The organism is Neorhizobium galegae bv. orientalis str. HAMBI 540 (assembly GCF_000731315.1).
Classification (GTDB): Bacteria; Pseudomonadota; Alphaproteobacteria; order Rhizobiales; family Rhizobiaceae; genus Neorhizobium; species Neorhizobium galegae.
The window spans coordinates 736279-755098 of record NZ_HG938353.1; the positions used below are offsets into that span (position 1 = coordinate 736279).

Consider the following 18820-nt stretch of genomic DNA (forward strand, 5'->3'; position numbering starts at 1 on the left):
TGATTGCAAAATGGAACTGGTTTGGTAGGTTGAAGCCAATTGCAGATCGCAACTGGTTCAAGGGGAAAGCTATGTCCGATTCCAAACTGACATTCCTGATCGCCCACGGCGCCTGGACCGGCGGCTGGTCGTGGGAGCGGGTGCTGACCCGCCTGCATGCCAGGGGCCACCGCGCCTATGCGCCGACGCTGACCGGGCTTTGCGAGCGCAAGCACCTGGCGAGCCCCTCCGTCAACCTCGACACCCATATCGACGACATCGTCAACGAGGCGGTCTACAAGGACTTGACGGATATCGTCCTCGTCGGCCATTCCTATGGCGGCATCGTCGCCACCGGCGTTGTCGAACGCATGCCCGAGCGGATCCGCTCGATCGTCTATGTCGAGGCCTTCATCCCCGAGGACGGCATGAGCTTCACCGACTACGATCCGGAGGGAGACTATTCCGCGCCGATGACCCCGGTGCCGAAAGGCCCCGGCGGCCATATGCGCGAAGAAGACGAGCTGTGGGCCGCACCCAAGGCGACGCCACAGCCCTCCGGCACGCTGCGGCAGAAGCTGAAGGTCACCGGCGCCTATCAGCGCGTCCCCAAAAAGACCTTCATCGTCGCGACCGGCTGGGACGGGCCGTTTGGCCAGATGTCGGAAAAATATCGCGGTGCCTCCGGTTGGGCCGTGCATGAGCTTGCCTGCGGCCACGACATCCCGATCGACATGCCGGACGAATTGACCGCGCTGCTGATCGAGGCGGCCTGATGCGGAACGGTTAAGGAGTGGCCGATGGCAAAACTGGTGTTCGAGATGATGATCTCGCTTGACGGCTATATCAACGATGCCCGGGGCGATTTCGACTGGGGGCATATCGATGCCGAGGTGCATGGTCACGCCAATGAGGAGGGCCGCCGCTGCGGCCTCGCCGTCTACGGCCGGCGCATGTACGAGACCATGGCGATCTGGCAGACCTATCGGGGCGATACGCCGTTCGAGGCGGAATATGCCGAAATCTGGCGGCAGACCGATAAGGTCGTCGTCTCGAAGACCTTGACCGGGCCGAAGACGCCGCGCACGAAACTGGTGACTTCCCTCAATGTCGACGCGATGCGCGATCTGAAGACGCAAACCGGGCGGGATATTTTCGTCTCCGGCCCGACGCTTGCCGCCGACTATCTGGATGCCGGCCTGGTCGACGAGATCGGCATCTATTACGTCCCCGTCGCGGTCGGCGACGGCACGCCGATGTTCCAGACCCGGAACAAGGTGAAACTCGCGCGCACCGAAGAGGTGCCCTTCACCAACGGCACCGTCTTTATCCGCTACGACGTCCTGAATGGCAGCTGACGGATAGATTCTGGGGCCTGGCATCCGAGCGGATGCCGCCTCAAGTTATTCCGAATACCCTGGGTGGAGATTTTGCAGCATGGCGAAGCTCGTTTTTGGAATGAACCAGTCCCTGGACGGCTATGTCGACCACGAGGAAATGTCGACTGGCCCCGTGCTCTTTCGTCACTGGATAGAGCATGTGCGCGATCTGGCGGGCAGTGTTTACGGTCGCCGCATGTACGAGACCATGCGGTATTGGGATGAAGACCGTCCCGAGTGGAGCGCCGAGCACCGCGAGTTCGCTGCCGCCTGGCGGCGCCTGCCGAAATGGGTCGTATCGCGCTCGTTGAAGTCGGTCGGCCCCAACGCCACGCTTGTCGATGATGATGTCGAGGCGATGGTCCGTGGCCTGAAGGCTCGGCTCGTCGGGGAGATTTCAGTGTCCGGACCGGACCTAGCAGGAAGCCTGACGACCCTTGGCCTTATCGATGAATACCGGCTCTACCTCCACCCCGTCGTGCTTGGCCGCGGCAAGTCATTCTTCGCCGGCCCGCGGCCACCGCTCCGCCTTGTTTCCACCGATCGCGTTGGCGAGGACGTGATCAGGCTGACATACGTGCCTGCTTAAATCCTTTCCTCGCCAGACCGATTGCGTCGACGCGTCGGTATCAGTGGCTCATCGAATTGATGCCGTTGAACATCGCGTCGAAATTGCCGTTCTCGACCGCATAACGCAGCGGTTTGCAGCGTTCGACGATCACTTCCTTGACGTCCGGCTGCCCCGCCAGGATGCCCATGACCTCCGAGATGAAATCGGCAAGCGGCATGGCGTTCGGGTCGCTCGCCTGGCGCTCACTCATCAGCGATGTCTGCACATAGGGCGGCGCGATCTCGATCACCTGCGGCCCCGCGCCCTTGAGCTGCTCGCGGATCGCCATCGAATAGGAATGGATGGCGGCCTTGGTGGCGGAATAGGTGGGCGTCAGCGCCATCGGCACGAAGGCAAGGCCCGAGGAGACGGTCAGGATCGCGGCATCTTTCTGGGTGCTAAGTTGTGGCAGCAGCGCCGCGATTAGCCGGATAGGGCCGAGCAGGTTGGCAGTGATCGTCTGCTCGGCGGTCGCGAGATAATCCGAGCCGGCGCCGATATGTTCCGGCACCATGATGCCGGCATTGTTGACGACGGCGTTCAGCGACGGATAGGCCTTCACGAGTTCGGCCGAGAACGTCTTGATCGCTTCGGCATCGGAAAGATCGAGCACCAGGCCTTTTATGCCGGGATTGGCAGCGGTCACCGCATCGAGCGTTTCCCGGCGCCGGCCGGTGATGATCACCTGGTTGCCGAGCGCATGGAATGCCTCGGCGAGAGCCCGGCCGATGCCCGAATTGCCGCCGGTGATGAGGATCGTATTGCCGTTCATTTTCATGGTCGTCGCCTTTCCGTGTTGCGTGGCCGGAAAATACGGCTATCAATCTCTTCTCGGAAGAAGGCACCCAAAAGATTTATACGCACCAAAAGGAGAGTGACTGTGGATCAAGGAATTCGCACGCCGATGCGGTCACCTTCGGGTCGCGAAATTCCCGATGAGATCGATCCGGTTCTGGAAGAACTGGTGCGCGGCATCATCGGCCAGGTGGCCGACAAGTGGACCATGCTGATCCTCGAAGTGCTGGAGGAGCACGGTACGCTGCGCTTCACCCAGATCGGCAAGCTGACCGGCGGCATCAGCCAGAAGATGCTGACCCAGACGCTGCGGCAGATGGAGCGCGACGGTTTCGTCTCGCGCACCGTCTATCCGGTCATCCCGCCGAAAGTGGAATACAGCCTCACTGAACTCGGACGAAGCCTCGGCGCCGCCTTCTGCAGCGTCTGGGAATGGGCAGCGGCGCGCCATGCCGATATCGCAGCCGCGCGAAAAGCCTTCGAGGAGCGGAACGGGGACGCCTGAGCTTTTCTCCTTATGGAGGGGAGGAAGGTATGTCCTTATCCGGCAGCCACCACCGCTTCCCGAGCAATTTCCATCACGTCAGCTACGGCTCGCCGCGAAAAACTCCTCCGGCCCCTCGACCTCGATCAGCTTCTTTTTGTCGATCACCCAGAAACGGGTGCCGACGGCGCGCACGAAACTGCGGTCGTGGGAGACCAGCAGGCCGCTTGCCTGGTGCGCCATCAGCTCGCTTTCCAGCGCCTCCTGCCCGTCGATGTCGAGATGGTTGGTCGGTTCGTCGAGCAGGTAGAAATTCGGCTCACGCAGCCTCAGCGCCAGCAGGCCGAGCCGCGCCTTCTGCCCGCCCGAAAGCTCTGCCACCGGCCGCGCCTGCATCTCCACGGTGATGCCGATGCCGGCGAGCAGCGAGCGGGCCTTCTGGTCGCCGATGTCGAACCGGTGGATGATCGTTTCGTGCGGCGTCTGCCGGTCGTCGAGATCGGCGAGCGACTGGTCGCCGTAACCGAGGATCAGCGTCGGCGTCGCCTTGATGCCGCCGATCGTCACGGAGGGATCGGCGATCGCCCGGCGCAGCATCGTCACCAGCCGCGTCTTGCCGGTGCCGTTGCGGCCAAGCAGCACGATCCGGTCGCCCTGGCAGATGAACTGCTTGCCGGTCTTGAACAGCAGCGTGCCGTCCGGCGTCGTCACCGCCGCATCCTCCAGCGTCACCAGCACCTTGGCGTGGGTACCCCGATTGGCGAGGCGGATGGCGCCGGCCGAGCGTTCAAGATGCGCCGGCCTTGCCGCGTCCTCCAGCTTCTCTGCCCGTTCTTTCAGCTGCTTGGTCTTGACCACCAGCAGGTCGCTGCCCGAATTGATGCCGATATTCTTCAGCTTCGCCGCCTGCCGGCGCAGCTGATCGGCGGTCTTGATGTCGCGCTCGTAACGCTTGGCATCCGCCGCATCCGCCTCATTGAGCGCTGCCCGCGCTCGGGCGTAGGGCAGGGAGAAGGCTTGAGAGTTCTCCGGTCGCAGGAAAAGCGTGCGGTTGGTCACGGTGTCGAGGAAGGCGCGGTCGTGGCTCGACAGGATCACCGGCATGTCGCGAGGCAGGGCGTTCAGCCAGTCTTCCAGAAGCGCGATCTTGGCAAGATCGAGATGGTTGGTCGGCTCGTCGAGCAGCAGCGCGTCCGGTTCGGTCACCCAGGCCCGCGCGATCAGCGCCAGCCTTTGCCAGCCGCCGCTCAGCGCAGCAAGCGGCCGCTCACGTAACTCCTCCGGCACCTCCATCCCTTCGAGCGCCACATCGGCCCGCCAGCTTTCGCTGTCGATCTGATCTGCCGGCAGCGCCTGGAGCACGGCTTCGCGAAAACTCGCCTGCATCAGGGCAGGGGGCACATTCTGCTCCACCATGCCGATCGTCAGCCCGCGGCTTCTGGTGATCTCGCCTTCGCTCGCATCGAGCGCACCGGCGATGCATTTGAGCAGCGTGGACTTGCCGCGCCCGTTGGCCGCGACGATGCCGATCCGGTCGCCGGCATTGACGCTGAGGTTGAGCCCGGAAAACAGCGGGCTGGAAAGGGTAATTCCGAGATTGCGGAGGTTGATGAGGCTCATTGTCGTTCTCTGGTCTTGGCTTGCAGGCGCATGACATCGCGGGCACTCGCCGCCATCATCGATGTCATGCACAGTTTGCAGCGTGTTCTGAAATCGCGATGACGCACGAGCGGACGCTCGGCGCTGCGGGCCACGAAGGGCAGACCAGGAAGAGGGTATTTTAAGAGAAACGGCCTCTGGTCAGCCCTGCAAACGCATTTGCAGGGCGTCGACGGGACCACGTGTCCGGTAATACCGGAAATAGAAATTGTGCACGTGATCCTCCTTTCTCTTGAATGACACAATGGCGAAATAGCATCGCATATGGGCGAATGCAACCGGACGATGCTCGGCCGGCATATTGCCGCGGAGCTTGCCCGGGGCGGTTCGGCTGCTATAAGCGGCAACCGCCGACCGGCGAGGTTTATTCAGGAGAGACACCGATGGCAGCCGACGACGACGATTACGTCTATGACGAAGCGACCGGCGAATGGCGCCCGGCCTCCGAACTGGCTGCGGCCGCAGGCTCGGGTGCCATCGAGGTTCGCGACGCCTCCGGCACCCTCCTCAAGGACGGCGATTCCGTCACCCTCATCAAGGATCTGAAGGTCAAGGGCGCCGGTCAGACCCTGAAACAGGGCACGGTCATCAAGTCGATCAAGCTGACGGAAAACCCGGAAGAAATCGACTGCCGGCATGAGGCGATCAAGGGCCTGGTGCTCAGGACGGAGTTTGTGCGCAAGCGGTGATGATTGGGATCGATGCTGGGCGGCTAGGTTTCGTTGCGCCCCGGGCACCCCCCTCTGCCCTGCCGGGCATCTCCCCCTCAAGGGGGGAGATCGGCCAGCCGCCGGCTCCTAATTCCTCTTTCGCTACTGTGTGTAAAGCCAAGCCGCGACATACCGGCTTCGGGCTAAAGCGTTTTAGCCTTGGGCGACAGCATGTATCAACGCTAACCCTCGACCTGGATCGAGGCAGGGTGCAAGCCCCATCCGATCTCCCCCTTGAGGGGGAGATGCCCGGCAGGGCAGAGGGGGGTATCCCGGGCACGACAGCCAACTAGCAACCGAAATCCGACAAGCCTCCCCGCGAATTAGCGCAGGGAAAACCTACCGCTTCAAGCTCCCCAAGATCCCGCGCACGATCGCCCGGCCAACTTGCGTCGCAACCGTCCGTGTCACGCTCTTCATCGCCGCTTCGATGATCGTCTCGCGCTGATAGCCGGAGCGGCGTGGCTGGGCGCGGTTCTGGTCGTTGTCGTCGTCCTTGCCGCCGAAGCCGGGCAGGGTCCAGCCGGTCGTCTCGCCGGAACCGGCCGGCGGTGACGCCTGCAGCTCGTCCTGCGCCTTCCTGGCGGCAGCGGTATCGGCAGCCTGCCTGGCGCGGGCGGCGAGGATTTCGAACGCGGATTCGCGATCTAGGTCCTCGTCATAGAGACCGAGCACCGGGCTCTTGTCCATCACCGCCTGCCGTTCCTGGTCGGAAAGCGGGCCGATGCGTCCCGAAGGCGGACGGACCAGTGTGCGCTCGACGATGGAAGGCGCACCCTTGCCTTCTAGCGTCGAGACCAGCGCCTCGCCGGTGCCGAGGTTGGTGATCGCGGTAGCGCAGTCGAAAGCCGGATTGGGGCGGAACGTGTCGGCGGCGGTTTTCACCGCCTTCTGCTCGCGCGGCGTATAGGCGCGCAATGCGTGCTGCACCCGGTTGCCAAGCTGGGCAAGCACGGTTTCCGGCACGTCGAGCGGGTTCTGGGTGACGAAATAGACGCCGACGCCCTTGGAGCGGATCAGGCGCACCACCTGTTCGACGCGTTCGGTCAGCACCTTTGGCGCGTCATTGAACAACAGATGTGCCTCGTCGAAGAAGAACACCAGCTTCGGCTGTTCCGGATCGCCCACTTCCGGCAGTTCCTCGAACAGTTCCGAAAGCAGCCACAGAAGGAAGGTTGCGTAAAGCCTCGGGTTCATCATCAGCTTGTCGGCCGCGAGCACCGAAATCTGCCCGTAGCCGCTGTTCGGGTTGATGCGCATGATGTCTGAAATCTTCAGCGCCGGTTCGCCGAAGAAATGCTCGGCGCCCTGCTGTTCCAGCACCAGCAGCCCGCGCTGGATCGAGGCGACCGAACTTTTCGAGATCAGCCCGAACTGGCTCGACAGCTCGCTGGCATTGTCTGCCATGTAGTTGAGCAGGGAGGCGAAATCCTTGAGGTCGAGCAGCGGCAGGTTCGCCTTGTCGGCGATCTTAAAGGCGATGTTGATGACGCCCTCCTGCGGCTCGGACGCATCCATCAGGCGCGACAGCAAGAGCGGCCCCATCTCGGCGATGGTGGTGCGTACCCGGTGGCCCTTTTCGCCGAACAGATCCCAGAAGATCACCGGGAACTGTTCGAACTCGTAATCCTGGAAACCGATCTGCTCGGCGCGCTTCAGGAGAAAATCCTTGGCCTCGCCCTTCATGGCGATGCCGGACAAGTCGCCCTTGATGTCGGCGGCGAAGACGGGCACGCCGGCCTTCGAAAAACCTTCGGCGAGCACTTGCAGGCTTACCGTCTTGCCGGTGCCGGTGGCGCCGGTGACGAGGCCGTGGCGGTTGCCGAATTTCAGCTCCAGATATTCAGCCTTGTTGAGCGAATCGTCCGGCTTGCGGCTACCGCCGATGAAGAGCTTTCCCGTATCGTCCATGCAACTATGCGCTCCCTGACCGCGTTCTGTGGCAACTGCTTATAGGATGCGCGGAGGCGCCGGGCAACGGGAACGACGTTGTCTGAACCCGTCCGCGACGGGAAGGCTGGATAGGGATGACGATCGGCGAAACGGCTGCCACATCGGAAAGGCACAGGGCGCGCGAGGCCGACTCGCCTGAAGAAATTCCCTCGACCGGCCTGAAGGATGTTTTCTGGCGCGTTTATGCCGGCGTCACCCAGGATCGCATCACGCTGATCGCCGCCGGCGTCACCTATTATCTGCTTCTGGCGCTGTTTCCGGCGGCAAGCGCGCTCGTATCCCTTTACGGTTTCGTCGCGGATCCCTCGGCGATCGTCGACCGAATCGCGTTCCTGAGTTCGGTCATGCCGGCGGATGGCCTGAACATCTTTCTCGATCAGCTGCGGGCGCTCACCTCCGAGCGCAACACGACACTGTCGATCGCCCTGATCGGCGGGCTGGCGCTGGCGCTGTGGAGCGCCAACAATGGCATGAAGGCGCTGTTCGAGGCGATGAACGTCGCCTATGCGGAAGAGGAAAAGCGCAGCATCGTCCGCCTCAACGTGATTTCGTTGCTGTTCACGCTCGGCGCGCTTTTGCTGGCGATCGTCATCCTGTTTGCCATGGGCATCGTGCCGGCGGTGCTGCGTTATCTCTGGCTCGACCGCTTCACGGAAATCATCATCCGCATCGCCCGCTGGCCGGTGATGATGCTGTTCGTCGCGGGCGGCATCATGATGCTCTACCGCTTCGGCCCGAGCCGCGAACCGGCAAAACTCAAGTGGCTCACCTGGGGTGCGGCATTCTCGACCGTCGCATGGCTCGCCGCCTCGATTGCAGTTTCCTTCTATCTCGGGAATATTGCCGATTACAACGCCACCTACGGTACGCTCGGCGCGCTGATCGGTTTCATGGTCTGGACATGGATATCGGTCATCATCGTCATCGTCGGGGCCGAGATCAATGCCGAACTCGAACACCAGACGGCCCGCGATTCGACCACCGGCACGCCGGTGCCCTTGGGCGCCCGCGGCGCCTACATGGCCGATACGGTGGGCGAGAGTTCCGGCGAAACATGAAGCCTGGAGATGCTTCACGCTCCCTGTTGGCTTCGGCAAAGACTGTGTGTATTACCTTGACGTGAACGTCAAAACCTTCAGGAGAGATTGATGAACGAACTGGTTTCCCGCGTCGCCGAAAATGTCGGCATTGCCCCTGACGTCGCCGAAAAGGCGATTGGCATGATGCTCGGTTTCCTGCAGCGCGAGGCCGATGACGGCGCGGTTGCCAAGATGATCGAGGCGATCCCTGGCGCTTCCGAACTGGTCGCCAAGTTCAACGGCGAAGGTGCCGGCAGCGGCGGTCTGCTCGGCGGCCTGATGGCAAGCTTCGGCGGCGGCGTCATGGCACTCGGCCAGCAGCTGATGTCCCAGGGTCTCGGCATGGGCGAAATCACCGGCCTTGCCAAGGAAACCATGGCGGTCGCCCGCGAACACGCCGGCGACGAGGTCGTCGACACGGTCATAGCTTCGGTTCCGGGCCTGTCGCAGTTCGTCTGATCTGCCTCCTTCGACACTTTTAAGCCGTCGGCCGCAACGCCGGCGGCTTTTTTGTCGAATCCAAAGCAATGAGACCGGCGAGGCGCCAATCGGATACCGTCGGCACCCTTGCAGGCTTGTCCTCAGTTTCACACTTTCCATGTCAATGAGAGTAGCCCCAAGATGGGAGGTTGCCATGTCCTATGATGACGAGGCCGCCATGGTGCGGATAACGGGAAGGGTGCAAGGCGTCGGTTTCCGTGCCTGGACCCGTGAGGAGGCGGAAGAGCTGGGTTTGACGGGCTGGGTCCGCAACGAGCCGGATGGTTCCGTCCTTGCTTTGCTCGCGGGATCGCCCGCCAGCATATCGCAAATGCTCGAGCGTTTCCGGCACGGTCCGCCCGGCGCGTCGGTCTCTGGCGCGGAGCGACAACCGGCGACGCTCGCGGGAAAGCCGGTCGGCTTCCGGATCACCAGATGACCCGGCCGATCGCCCGGTTTCCCGGTTCTCGGCGGCCGATCCCCCCAGTTATCCGGCCCGAAGTGACGGCAGTTGTTTCGGCGGCGGCTGCGACAGAAAAGCCATTGACTTTTCATCCTTTAAGGCACATTTCCGAAAGCGAAGTGACGTCCGACCGGGCGCCACTCTTTCAAAGGACAATTGAGATGAACCCCGACAGTCGAAGTTCGACGTCATCATACCGACCCGTTCCTCCGGGGCTCTAGTCCTTCTTGATAAGGATGCGCGCTCCGAAGGGACCGATGGTCCGAAAAAGGAGCCGTCATGCTGCGCATCCATGCCTACGACCTTGATCGCCTTGTTTCCGTCGCCTCCGATGTGCCGGCTGTTGCCGCAGCACCGGCGGCATCCGACGTGTCGGTACCCGTAACGTCCGACCTTGCAACGCCCGTCCCCGTAGAACCCCCCATCGTCTGGTACGACCTTGTCAGCCCCACATCCGAGGAAGAGCGCGCCGTCGGCGAGCGTCTCGGCATTACCGTGCCGACCATGGACGAGATGGAGGACATCGAGCTTTCCGCCCGCCTCTATCAGGAGGACGGCGCCGAGTTCATGACCATGACGGTGCTGACCAGGCCCGATGCCGGCACGCCGCGAAAGGTTCCCGTCACCTTCATCGTCAAGGGCCAGGTCCTGGTCACTGTCCGTTATGCCGAGCCGCGCCCCTTCGACGCCTTCATGGCGCGCGCCCGCAAGCCGAACGGAACCGGCCTGCATTGCAGCTACGGCGAACTGATCATGACGGGACTGATCGAGGCGATCATCGACCGCATGGCCGATACGCTGGAACGGCTCGGCACCGAGATCGACCAGATTTCCCAGGAGGTCTTCTCGACCAAGGCCGCCAAGGCCAACAAGAAGACGCGCGACCTGCAGGACCTCATCCGCGAGGTCGGCCAGAAGGGCGAGTTCATCACGGTGGTGCGCGAAAGCCTCGTCAGCGTCAGCCGAGTCGTGGCTTATTATGCGGCGCTCGACGGTGTCGACCGCAAGCTGACCAAGGAACTGCGCCAGCGGCTGAAACTGCTGCAGCGGGACGCCACGTCGCTTGGCGATCACTCCGCCTTCCTGTCCGGCAAGATCAATTTCCTGCTGGATGCGACGCTCGGGCTGATCAATCTCGAACAGAACCAGATCATCAAGATCTTCTCGGTCGCCTCCGTCGTCTTCCTGCCGCCGACCTTGGTCGCCTCGATCTACGGCATGAACTTCGCCAATCAGCCGGAACTGCAATGGACCTACGGCTACCATATGGCGATTGCCATGATGATCGTCTCGATGGCCCTGCCGTATCTGTATTTCAAGCGGAAAGGGTGGCTGTGACCAGGGAAGGCCTCCGGATATTGCCGGGTGCTTCCATCGATCTTCTCGTCAAATGGAATTAGGCAATAAAAATGCGCCGGGAATGACCCGGCGCATAGTTGCATCAAGCGGCTGAACGCTCAGAGATCCCATTCCGGGGCCAGGTGCCCCGGGTTGACGATGCGGCCGGTCGGTCTGGCGAGCGCGTGGATCGCCTGCATTTCGTCTTCCGACAGGACGAAATCGAACACGTCGAAGTTTTCCGGCAGGCGGGAAACGGTCGCGGTCTTGGAAAGCGCGACGACGTCCTTCTGCTGGATCGCCCAGCGCAGCGTCACCTGCGCGGCCGTCTTGCCGTGCTTTGCGCCGATATCCTTCAGCACCGCGTCGCCCGGTACCGCGCCGTTCGCCATCAGGTAATAGGCGGTCAGCGACATGCCGTGCTCGGCGACTTCGGCCAGAACCTTCGTCTGGTCGAGATAGGGATGGTATTCCACCTGGTTGGTGGCAAGCGGTGCATCCGAAAGCTTCACCGCTTCGGCGATCAGCGCTACGGAAAAATTGGAGACGCCGATATTCTTCACCTTGCCGGCCTTTTTGAGCGCGTTCAACGCACCCATGCGGTCGGCGAGCGGCATTTCGCTCTGCGGCCAGTGGAGGAGGAGCAGGTCGACATAGTCGGTCTTCAGCTTGGCCAGGCTCTCGTCGACCGAGGCGATGAAGGCGGAATGGCCGACGCGGTCGACCCAGACCTTGGTGGTGAGAAAGATGTCGGCGCGCGGGATGCCGGACTTGGAAAGCACGTCGCCGACGGCCGCCTCGTTCTTGTAGATCTGGGCGGTATCGACATGGCGGAAGCCGAGCTTCAACGCCTCCGGCAGCACGCGGGCGACGTCTTCGTCAGGCATGCGGAAGGTGCCGAAGCCGAGGGCGGGAATGTTGGCGCCATTGGCGCTGACTGTGAACATATTGAACTCCTGAAGGGAAAGCCCGGCAAACGGCCGGGCCAAATGAGGCCCGTATTACATGGACCGATTCTGTGACGGATCAACCAACCTGATTTCAGGAGGCGTCAGCCGGCGATGGGCGGGTTGAGGCGGGCAAAGCCTTCCTGGCGCCGATAGGGGAAATGCGGATAGGGCGCGGTGACTGAGCTTGCCGCGTCGAGCCTGCCGATCTGCTCCGGTGTCAACGACCAGCCGACGGCCCCGAGATTCTGGCGAAGCTGCTCCTCGTTGCGGGCGCCGATGATGACGGAGGAGACTGTCGACCGGCCGGTGAGCCAGTTGATCGCCACCTGCGGCACCGTCTTGCCCGTCTCGTCCGCCACCACCTGCAGCGCATCGACCACACGGTAGAGCAGCTCGTCTTCGACAGGCGGGCCGAAATCCGCCGTCTCATGCAGGCGGCTGCCTTCCGGAAGCGGCTTGCCGCGGCTGATCTTGCCGGTGAGGCGTCCCCAGCCGAGCGGGCTCCAGACCAGCGCGCCGAGGCCCTGGTCCTTGCCCAAGGGCATCAGGTCCCATTCGTAATCGCGGCCGACCAGCGAATAATAGACCTGGTTCGCCACATAGCGGGTCATCCCATGTTTTTCGGCGGCGGCCAGCGACTTCATGATCTGCCAGCCGGAGAAGTTGGAAACGCCGATATACCGCAGCTTGCCGTCCTGCACGAGACCGTCGAGCGTCGAGACGACTTCCTCGACCGGCGTCGAGGCATCGAAGGCGTGCAGCTGGAAGATATCGATATGGTCGGTGCCGAGCCGCTTCAGCGCGGCCTCCACGGACGCGATCAGCCGCGAGCGGGAGGAGCCCCAGTCGTTCGGCCCGTCGCCGGTGGGCAGGCTGGCCTTGGTGGAGATCAGCACGTCGCCACGCCGGCCCTTGATCGCCTCGCCCAGCACTTCTTCCGAAGCGCCGGCCGAATAGACGTCGGCCGTGTCGAACAGGTTGACGCCGGCCTCCAGGCAGATGTCGACAAGGCGGCGGGCCTCTTCGACATCGGTCGTGCCCCAGTGGCTGAACAGCGGGCCGGAGCCGCCGAACGTGCCGGCTCCGAAGCTTAAGACCGGCACTCTGAGGCCGGATTGTCCGAGATTGCGGTATTCCATGGTCGTGATCCTTCGGTGTGTCGGTTATTCGGCCGGGCAGGAGAGGGCGGGTGCGCCGCTGATGGCGGTCTCGCGCTTGTCCAGCCGGATGGCGAAGAGAGCGACGGCAAGCGCCGCGAGCGGTACCAGGCCGGCGATCAGGGTGACCGAGCCGAGACCCGGGCCATGGTCGATGACCACGCCGCCGAGCCACGCGCCGATGGCATTGCCGAGGTTGAAGGCGGCGATGTTGAACGACGAGGCAAGCCCCTGGCCGGCACCCTCGGCCTTCTGCAGCACCCAGATCTGCAGCGGCGAGACGGTTGCGAACGCTGCGGCGCCGAACAGGCCGATGGCGATGACGGCAAGCACCGGCTGGTGGATCGCGGCGGTCAGCGCCAGCAGCACGACCGAGAGCGCGACGAGGCTGGCGACGATGGTCGGCACCAGATGACGGTCGGCAAGCCAGCCGCCGGCCAAATTGCCGACCACCAGGCCACCGCCGAAGACAAGCAGGATTGGCGAGACGGCGGCTTCCGAAAAGCCGGTGATCTGGGTGAGGATCGGGGCGATATAGGTGAAGCCCGCAAACACGCCGACCCAGCTCAGCACGGTGATCAAAAGCCCGAGCAGAACCGAACGGCGGCCGAGCACGGCAAGCGCGCCCTGCGAGCCTTCCTCCTGATTGTCGACGGCCTTGTCTTTCGGGACGAACAGCGCGATCACGGCGAGCGCCACGAGACCGATCAGGGTGACGGCAAAGAAGGTCGAGCGCCAGCCATAGGCCTGGCCGAGCCAGGTGCCGAAGGGCACGCCGAGAATATTGGCGACGGTGAGGCCGGTGAACATGATGGCGATGGCCGAAGCCTTTTTGTTCGGGGCAACCAGGCTGGTGGCGACCACCGAGCCGACGCCGAAGAACGAGGCATGCGCGAAAGCGGTCAGCACCCGGGCGGCCATCAGCGTCCAATAGTCGGGCGCCAGCGCACAGGCGAGATTGCCGACGGTGAACACCACCATCAGGCTCATCAGCAGGGTCTTGCGCGACCATTTGCCGGTCAGCATGCCGAGGATGGGCGCACCGACGACGACGCCGATCGCGTAACCGGAGATCAACAGGCCGGCGGCCGAGATAGATACTCCGAGATCTTTGCTGACGTCGATCAGTAGGCCCATGATGACGAATTCGGTGACCCCGATGCCGAAGGCACCGGCCGTCAGCGCGTAGAGGGCGAGAGGCATTGGCTTGGATCCTTGTCCTTGGGAGGAAGGAATTGAGGTTGATGCACCGCAATATCGTCACCTCCGACTTGCGTGTGTAGCCGCATAAGCGGATAATCATTTGTGAATTGAAGTCACAAGCGATGGTTGACACTCGAGCAAGACCGCCCCCCTCTGGCCTGCCGGCCATCTCCCCCACGGGTGGGGAGATCGGCTGGGCGCCTGCTCACCGCTCTACATTCGACACCTCATCCGGCGCGCCGACCAACCACAGGACGACGGCTTGTTGGGAAGCGACGGTCGCGCCACTTGTGATCTCCCCACCCGTGGGGGAGATGGCCGGCAGGCCAGAGGGGGGCGCCGCGGCACAACCGAAATGATCGAAATCTGAAAGCGAGCCCCAAATGGACAACCGCGCCGGTGAAATGGAAGTCTTTGCGCTCGCAGCCGAGCTCAAGAGCTTTTCAGCTGCGGGGCGAAAACTGAAGCTCTCCCCGTCCGCCGTCAGCAAACTCGTCACCCGCCTGGAGGATCGGCTCGGCACCCGCCTCGTGGTCCGGTCCACCCGCATGCTGCAGCTGACGCCGGAGGGGGAGACCTATCTGGCGCGGGCACAGCGCATCCTGGCCGAGATCGCCGATACGGAGGAAATGGTCTCCGGCGGCGGGCGGACGCTGCCGCGCGGGCCGCTGTCGATCAATGCTTCGGTCGGCTTCGGCGAGCGCTACATCTTGCCGCTGACCTGGGAGTTCCAGCAGCTTTTCCCCGACATTCAGCTCGATATCACCCTGACCGACGATATCGTCGATCTCATTCGTGAGCGCGTCGATATCGCCATCCGCCACGGGCCGATGCGCAATTCGTCGCTGATGGCGCGAAAGCTCGGCGAGAGCCGTCAGGTGGTGATCGCTTCGCCCGGCTATCTGGAGCGCCACGGCGTGCCGAAGACGCCGGCCGAGCTTATCCATCACAACTGCATCAATTTTAATTTCCGGCGGGCGGTGGAAGGCTGGCCTTTTCGTGATCCGAAAACCGGCAGCCGGGAGCTGTTGCCGGTTTCCGGAAACCTGAAGGCGAGCAGCGGCTCGATCATCCGGCAGTTCTGCCTGGATCACCTTGGCATCGGCCGGGTCGGGCGTTTCCATGTGGAACCGGATATCGAGGCCGGCCGGCTCGTGCCGGTTCTGGAGGATTTCAATCCGGAGGACCTCGAGGAAATCCATGCCGTTTATGCCGGCCACGAGCACCTCGCGCTGCGCATTCGCACCTACATCGACTTTATCGCGGCACGACTTTAAGAGACTGACCCGGTCACGTTGATCGGCAAACGTGTCTTTCAGGCCACAGTTTCGCCTTGTATTGGTCAATTTTGCCACCCACATCGGCTGGATTAGGAGAATCTAATCCCATGAATGACCAGCTGAATGAAATCATCGCCCGGGTACGGGCGGAGGTGGCTGCCGGTTCGGCCGATCGCTCGCATGTCGCCATGTCGACCGAAGACCTGCGGTTGCTTGTTCAGAACTTTGAAATCCTCCGTTCCGAGAGGGAGGAACTGCGCCGCAGGGCGGAGCTGCATGCCGATGTCATCGAGGCGGTGACGGTTTTTATGGAAGCCTATCGCGACAAGTACAAGAACTACGGCAGCGGCGGCGTGCGCCCAAGTGCAGTCCTGCGCCACGAGGTGTGGCGAGTCTATGCTGCGATGCGCGGTCTGCCGATCGCCAATGACAGCATGTTCTGAAAATCCGACTCGTTAGTCCCGATCCGGCGCACCGAGCGGGAAGAACGGTCGATAGGGCCGCGCCTCGTCCACCGCGCGCGCAAAAGACGGTCGGGCGAGCAGCCGGTTGCGATAGGCCCGCACATGGGCGAACTGCTCGCCAATCCGGTGCGTCCAGTCCGCATAAAAGAGTGCGGGCGCCGCGGCACAGTCGGCGAGGCTGAACGCCCCTCCCGCCGCCCATTCCCGGTCCGCCATGCGCTGGTCGAGCCAGCCATAGGCGGCATCCAGCATGTCGCGGGCTTCCTGCACGCCATAGGGATCGCGGTTCTCTTCCGGGCGGATGGCGTTGAAGACGACCTTCTGCTGCGGGATGGAGACGTAGTTGTCGAAAAAGCGGTCCATCATCCGCACGTCGAGCGCCGTGTCCGCGTCGTCCGGGATCAGTTTTACCGGGCCTGGATAATGCTGGTCGAGATATTCGATGACGATCGACGATTCGAAGACCCGTTTCTCGCCGTCGATCAGGATTGGAAAACGCTTAACCGGCCACATGCTGCAGAGATCCTGGTAAGCCGAAGGATCCTCCGGCCCGAGCATGCGGGTGTCGAAGTCGGTGCCGTTCTCATAGAGCGCGGTCAGCACCTTCTGGCAGTAGGACGAGAACGGATGTGAGTACAGAACCGGACGCATGACGGCCTCCCATAACCGATTGCGAATTGAAACTAGTTTAGGAATAGCTCGGCTGATTGCTTTTTGCAACTGGTTTGTCGGTCGCAGTGCAATTCGGTTTCTGTCGAGATCGCTGGCACGGGACGCCGTCTCGGCTCAGGCTTCCACGCCGACGTCCTCTACGTCAACCTTCTCCCGCACATGCATCCCCCGGATCTCTTTCGCCACCATCTCCTGCAGCCGCCAGAGATTGCGGTCGTGGATGCCGAATTCGGCGAGATGCACGACGGTATTGTAGAGATATTCGGCACACGAGCCGCGATGCCCGCAGGCGCGGGCCAGAACCTTCGCGACCTCGTCGAGCGGCAGCAGCGGACGGACGATGCGCTTGCTGGTGCCGCCGACCCAGAAGGTCAGCGCCCGCACGGTCTCGCCGGCCTGGGTGCGGACCGGCAGCCAGCGGAACGAGGTGAGGCTGTCGCGATGGCTGACCTCGCGGCGCAGCGCTTTTTCGATCTGGACGCGCTTGTCGTCGTCGGCCACCCGATAGATAACCCCGTCGCAGCGGCCGCCGCGCGACAACATCATCATCAGCCCCGGCTGTGCCGGCGAGCCGCGACCGCGCTCGATTCGGAGCGAAAAGGAACGGTGCCAGCCGAATGCAGCGGCCCGCTGGCAGGCGATGCTATCGAAGCCCGGCTTCCAGATCAGCGAGCCATAGGCGAACACCCAGAGCGGATCCTCGCCGATTTCCGCCGCCAGCCGATCGGCGATCTCGACGAAATCGTCGTCGGTCAGCGGCTCCCACGTGGCCGGCTGCCCGGGATCGACCTCCTCGCGAAAGCAAAGGTCGACCAGGTCCTGCGTCAGCGACAATGTGGATGGTTTCGGCATGGCTTCGAACGGCTTTTCGGGCAGGACGACGAAAACGGGAAGGGTCGAGAGTGCAAGCCGAACCGGCCCGAGTCAACCATTTTGCTGCGTTGCGGCTGCAGGCCGGGTGCGTCAAGCTGGAGAACCGCCGACGTCACCGCAATGCGAAAAGTCGGCCTGGTGCCACGAAATGGTCACGGAACATTTCCAGCATGAACCTTTCTTGAAGGGCTGGCAACCAAGGAGCGATGATCATGGACATGACCACCGAAGCCCCCCGGGAGAGGATGCGGGTGAAACACAAGTGGCTCGACCTCAACGGCATCAAGGTGTTTTACCGGGAGGCGGGCAGGGTCGGTGCGCCCGTGCTTCTGCTGCCGCACGGCTATCCGTGCTCGTCCTATGAATTCCGCGAGTTGATGCTCCGGCTTGCCGATCGCTGGCATCTGGTCGCGCCGGATTTTCCGGGCTCGGGTTATACCGACACGCCCTCCGGCTTTGCCTATGATTTCGATGGGTTCACCGGCTTTCTCGACGACTTCACGCAAGCGCTGGGCCTCGACCGGTTCGCGCTCTACCTCCATGATTTCGGGTCGCAGATCGGTCTTCGTCTGGCGATCCGGCGCCCCGAGAAGATCGCCGCGCTGATCATCCAGAACGGCGATATCTACGAGGACGCGCTTGGCCCCAAATATGCCGGCCTGCAGGAGTTCTGGCGCAACCCGACCGAGGAGGGCCGCCGCAAGATCGCCGGCGCCGTCAACGAGGAGGGTTTCAGGGAGGAGTTTCTCAACGAAGTGCGGCCGGAGATCGCCGAACGCATCTCGCCCGACCTTTGGAAACTGCATTGGGCCCTGATGGACGAGCAGCGGCGGCAGATCGCGGTCGATGTCATCGCCGGGCTGCGCGAGAACGTCGCCTGGTTTCCGCGTTATCAGCAATATCTGCGCGATCGCCAGCCGCCGACCCTGATCGTCTGGGGTCCCCAGGACGGCTACATGCCGGAAAAATCCGCCCGCGCGTTCCTGCGCGACCTGCCGAGGGCAGAACTTCATCTTCTCGATGGTGGTCATTGGCTGCTGGAAACCAATCTCGACGAGGTCGCCCCGCTCATCCGCGACTTCCTTGGCCGGGTACATTCCGGTTGAAGGCCGGGGGAGAGTTTTTGATGCGTTGGCTTTTTGTCGCGGTGCTGATGATCCTGGTCGGTTGTGTCCTCAGCATCATCTGGATGAACGATTCCGGTGTTGCCCGGATCGAAGTCACGCAGCCCCAGCCGCAAAACCCGCTGGCCCCGCCCCCGGGCACACCTTGAAGCCCCCGGACACCCCTTG

At 62.8% G+C, this 18820-nt stretch carries 21 protein-coding genes; 13 read left to right on the top strand and 8 right to left on the bottom strand.

Going from position 1 to position 18820, the window contains the following annotated elements:
• Positions 1-71 precede the first annotated feature (71 nt).
• The 3 genes from RG540_RS03665 (at position 72) to RG540_RS03675 (ending at position 1947) form a co-directional block, all read left to right on the top strand.
• Positions 72-755: an alpha/beta fold hydrolase gene (locus tag RG540_RS03665; RefSeq protein WP_038584678.1), complete on the top strand. Its 684-nt coding sequence runs from the start codon at positions 72-74 to the stop codon at positions 753-755.
• Between the two features lie 24 nt (positions 756-779).
• Entirely contained in the window at positions 780-1337 is a 558-nt protein-coding gene (locus tag RG540_RS03670; protein ID WP_038584681.1) for a dihydrofolate reductase family protein, read from the top strand.
• Positions 1338-1416: 79 nt separating this feature from the next.
• On the top strand, positions 1417-1947 hold the full coding sequence (locus RG540_RS03675) for a dihydrofolate reductase family protein (protein ID WP_038584684.1): 531 nt from the start codon (positions 1417-1419) through the stop codon (positions 1945-1947).
• Positions 1948-1987: 40 nt separating this feature from the next.
• On the opposite strand, the gene RG540_RS03680 is transcribed toward RG540_RS03675, so the two are convergent.
• Positions 1988-2746: an SDR family oxidoreductase gene (locus RG540_RS03680; RefSeq protein WP_038584687.1), complete on the bottom strand. Its 759-nt coding sequence runs from the start codon at positions 2744-2746 to the stop codon at positions 1988-1990.
• A 126-nt stretch (positions 2747-2872) separates the two neighbouring features.
• Between RG540_RS03680 and RG540_RS03685 the strand changes: the two genes are divergently transcribed.
• Positions 2873-3268: a winged helix-turn-helix transcriptional regulator gene (locus RG540_RS03685; RefSeq protein ID WP_038584690.1), complete on the top strand. Its 396-nt coding sequence runs from the start codon at positions 2873-2875 to the stop codon at positions 3266-3268.
• A 78-nt stretch (positions 3269-3346) separates the two neighbouring features.
• Here the strand turns inward: RG540_RS03685 and RG540_RS03690 are convergent, their stop codons facing one another.
• Complete coding sequence (locus RG540_RS03690; protein WP_038584693.1) at positions 3347-4867, bottom strand: ABC-F family ATP-binding cassette domain-containing protein; 1521 nt, start codon at positions 4865-4867, stop codon at positions 3347-3349.
• A 422-nt stretch (positions 4868-5289) separates the two neighbouring features.
• Here RG540_RS03690 and RG540_RS03695 point away from each other — a divergent pair, with 422 nt between their 5' ends.
• Positions 5290-5595: an alkylphosphonate utilization protein gene (locus RG540_RS03695; protein ID WP_038584696.1), complete on the top strand. Its 306-nt coding sequence runs from the start codon at positions 5290-5292 to the stop codon at positions 5593-5595.
• 360 nt (positions 5596-5955) lie between these two features.
• On the opposite strand, the gene RG540_RS03700 is transcribed toward RG540_RS03695, so the two are convergent.
• Entirely contained in the window at positions 5956-7527 is a 1572-nt protein-coding gene (locus RG540_RS03700) for a helicase HerA-like C-terminal domain-containing protein (protein ID WP_038584699.1), read from the bottom strand.
• A gap of 116 nt (positions 7528-7643) precedes the next feature.
• On the opposite strand from RG540_RS03700, the gene RG540_RS03705 reads away from it, so the two are divergent.
• The 4 genes from RG540_RS03705 (at position 7644) to RG540_RS03720 (ending at position 10929) form a co-directional block, all read left to right on the top strand.
• Positions 7644-8627, top strand: coding sequence for a YihY/virulence factor BrkB family protein (locus RG540_RS03705; protein ID WP_038584702.1), 984 nt, complete (start codon positions 7644-7646; stop codon positions 8625-8627).
• A gap of 90 nt (positions 8628-8717) precedes the next feature.
• Positions 8718-9107, top strand: coding sequence for a hypothetical protein (locus RG540_RS03710; RefSeq protein WP_038584704.1), 390 nt, complete (start codon positions 8718-8720; stop codon positions 9105-9107).
• A gap of 175 nt (positions 9108-9282) precedes the next feature.
• Positions 9283-9567: an acylphosphatase gene (locus RG540_RS03715; protein ID WP_038584706.1), complete on the top strand. Its 285-nt coding sequence runs from the start codon at positions 9283-9285 to the stop codon at positions 9565-9567.
• 303 nt (positions 9568-9870) lie between these two features.
• A complete protein-coding gene (locus RG540_RS03720; protein ID WP_038584709.1) occupies positions 9871-10929 on the top strand; it encodes a magnesium transporter CorA family protein in 1059 nt (352 codons plus the stop codon).
• Positions 10930-11048: 119 nt separating this feature from the next.
• Here the strand turns inward: RG540_RS03720 and RG540_RS03725 are convergent, their stop codons facing one another.
• From RG540_RS03725 to RG540_RS03735, 3 genes are all read right to left on the bottom strand, one after another.
• Positions 11049-11876, bottom strand: a complete 828-nt coding sequence (locus RG540_RS03725; protein WP_038584712.1) for an aldo/keto reductase — start codon at positions 11874-11876, stop codon at positions 11049-11051.
• A gap of 104 nt (positions 11877-11980) precedes the next feature.
• A complete protein-coding gene (locus RG540_RS03730; RefSeq protein WP_038584716.1) occupies positions 11981-13018 on the bottom strand; it encodes an aldo/keto reductase in 1038 nt (345 codons plus the stop codon).
• A 24-nt stretch (positions 13019-13042) separates the two neighbouring features.
• Complete coding sequence (locus RG540_RS03735; RefSeq protein ID WP_038584719.1) at positions 13043-14239, bottom strand: MFS transporter; 1197 nt, start codon at positions 14237-14239, stop codon at positions 13043-13045.
• Between the two features lie 383 nt (positions 14240-14622).
• On the opposite strand from RG540_RS03735, the gene RG540_RS03740 reads away from it, so the two are divergent.
• On the top strand, positions 14623-15516 hold the full coding sequence (locus RG540_RS03740) for a LysR family transcriptional regulator (RefSeq protein WP_038584721.1): 894 nt from the start codon (positions 14623-14625) through the stop codon (positions 15514-15516).
• A gap of 110 nt (positions 15517-15626) precedes the next feature.
• Positions 15627-15962 carry a hypothetical protein gene (locus tag RG540_RS03745; RefSeq protein ID WP_038584724.1) on the top strand — a complete coding sequence of 112 codons (336 nt, stop codon included), beginning with the start codon at positions 15627-15629 and terminating at the stop codon, positions 15960-15962.
• A gap of 12 nt (positions 15963-15974) precedes the next feature.
• Here the strand turns inward: RG540_RS03745 and RG540_RS03750 are convergent, their stop codons facing one another.
• Together RG540_RS03750 and RG540_RS03755 are read right to left on the bottom strand one after the other, a co-directional pair.
• Positions 15975-16634 carry a glutathione S-transferase family protein gene (locus RG540_RS03750; protein WP_038584727.1) on the bottom strand — a complete coding sequence of 220 codons (660 nt, stop codon included), beginning with the start codon at positions 16632-16634 and terminating at the stop codon, positions 15975-15977.
• Between the two features lie 135 nt (positions 16635-16769).
• On the bottom strand, positions 16770-17507 hold the full coding sequence (locus tag RG540_RS03755) for a gamma-glutamylcyclotransferase (RefSeq protein WP_038584730.1): 738 nt from the start codon (positions 17505-17507) through the stop codon (positions 16770-16772).
• Positions 17508-17746: 239 nt separating this feature from the next.
• On the opposite strand from RG540_RS03755, the gene RG540_RS03760 reads away from it, so the two are divergent.
• On the top strand, positions 17747-18634 hold the full coding sequence (locus tag RG540_RS03760) for an alpha/beta fold hydrolase (protein ID WP_038592986.1): 888 nt from the start codon (positions 17747-17749) through the stop codon (positions 18632-18634).
• Positions 18635-18654: 20 nt separating this feature from the next.
• A complete protein-coding gene (locus RG540_RS32245; protein ID WP_155414791.1) occupies positions 18655-18801 on the top strand; it encodes a hypothetical protein in 147 nt (48 codons plus the stop codon).
• The last annotated feature ends 19 nt before the right edge of the window (positions 18802-18820 follow it).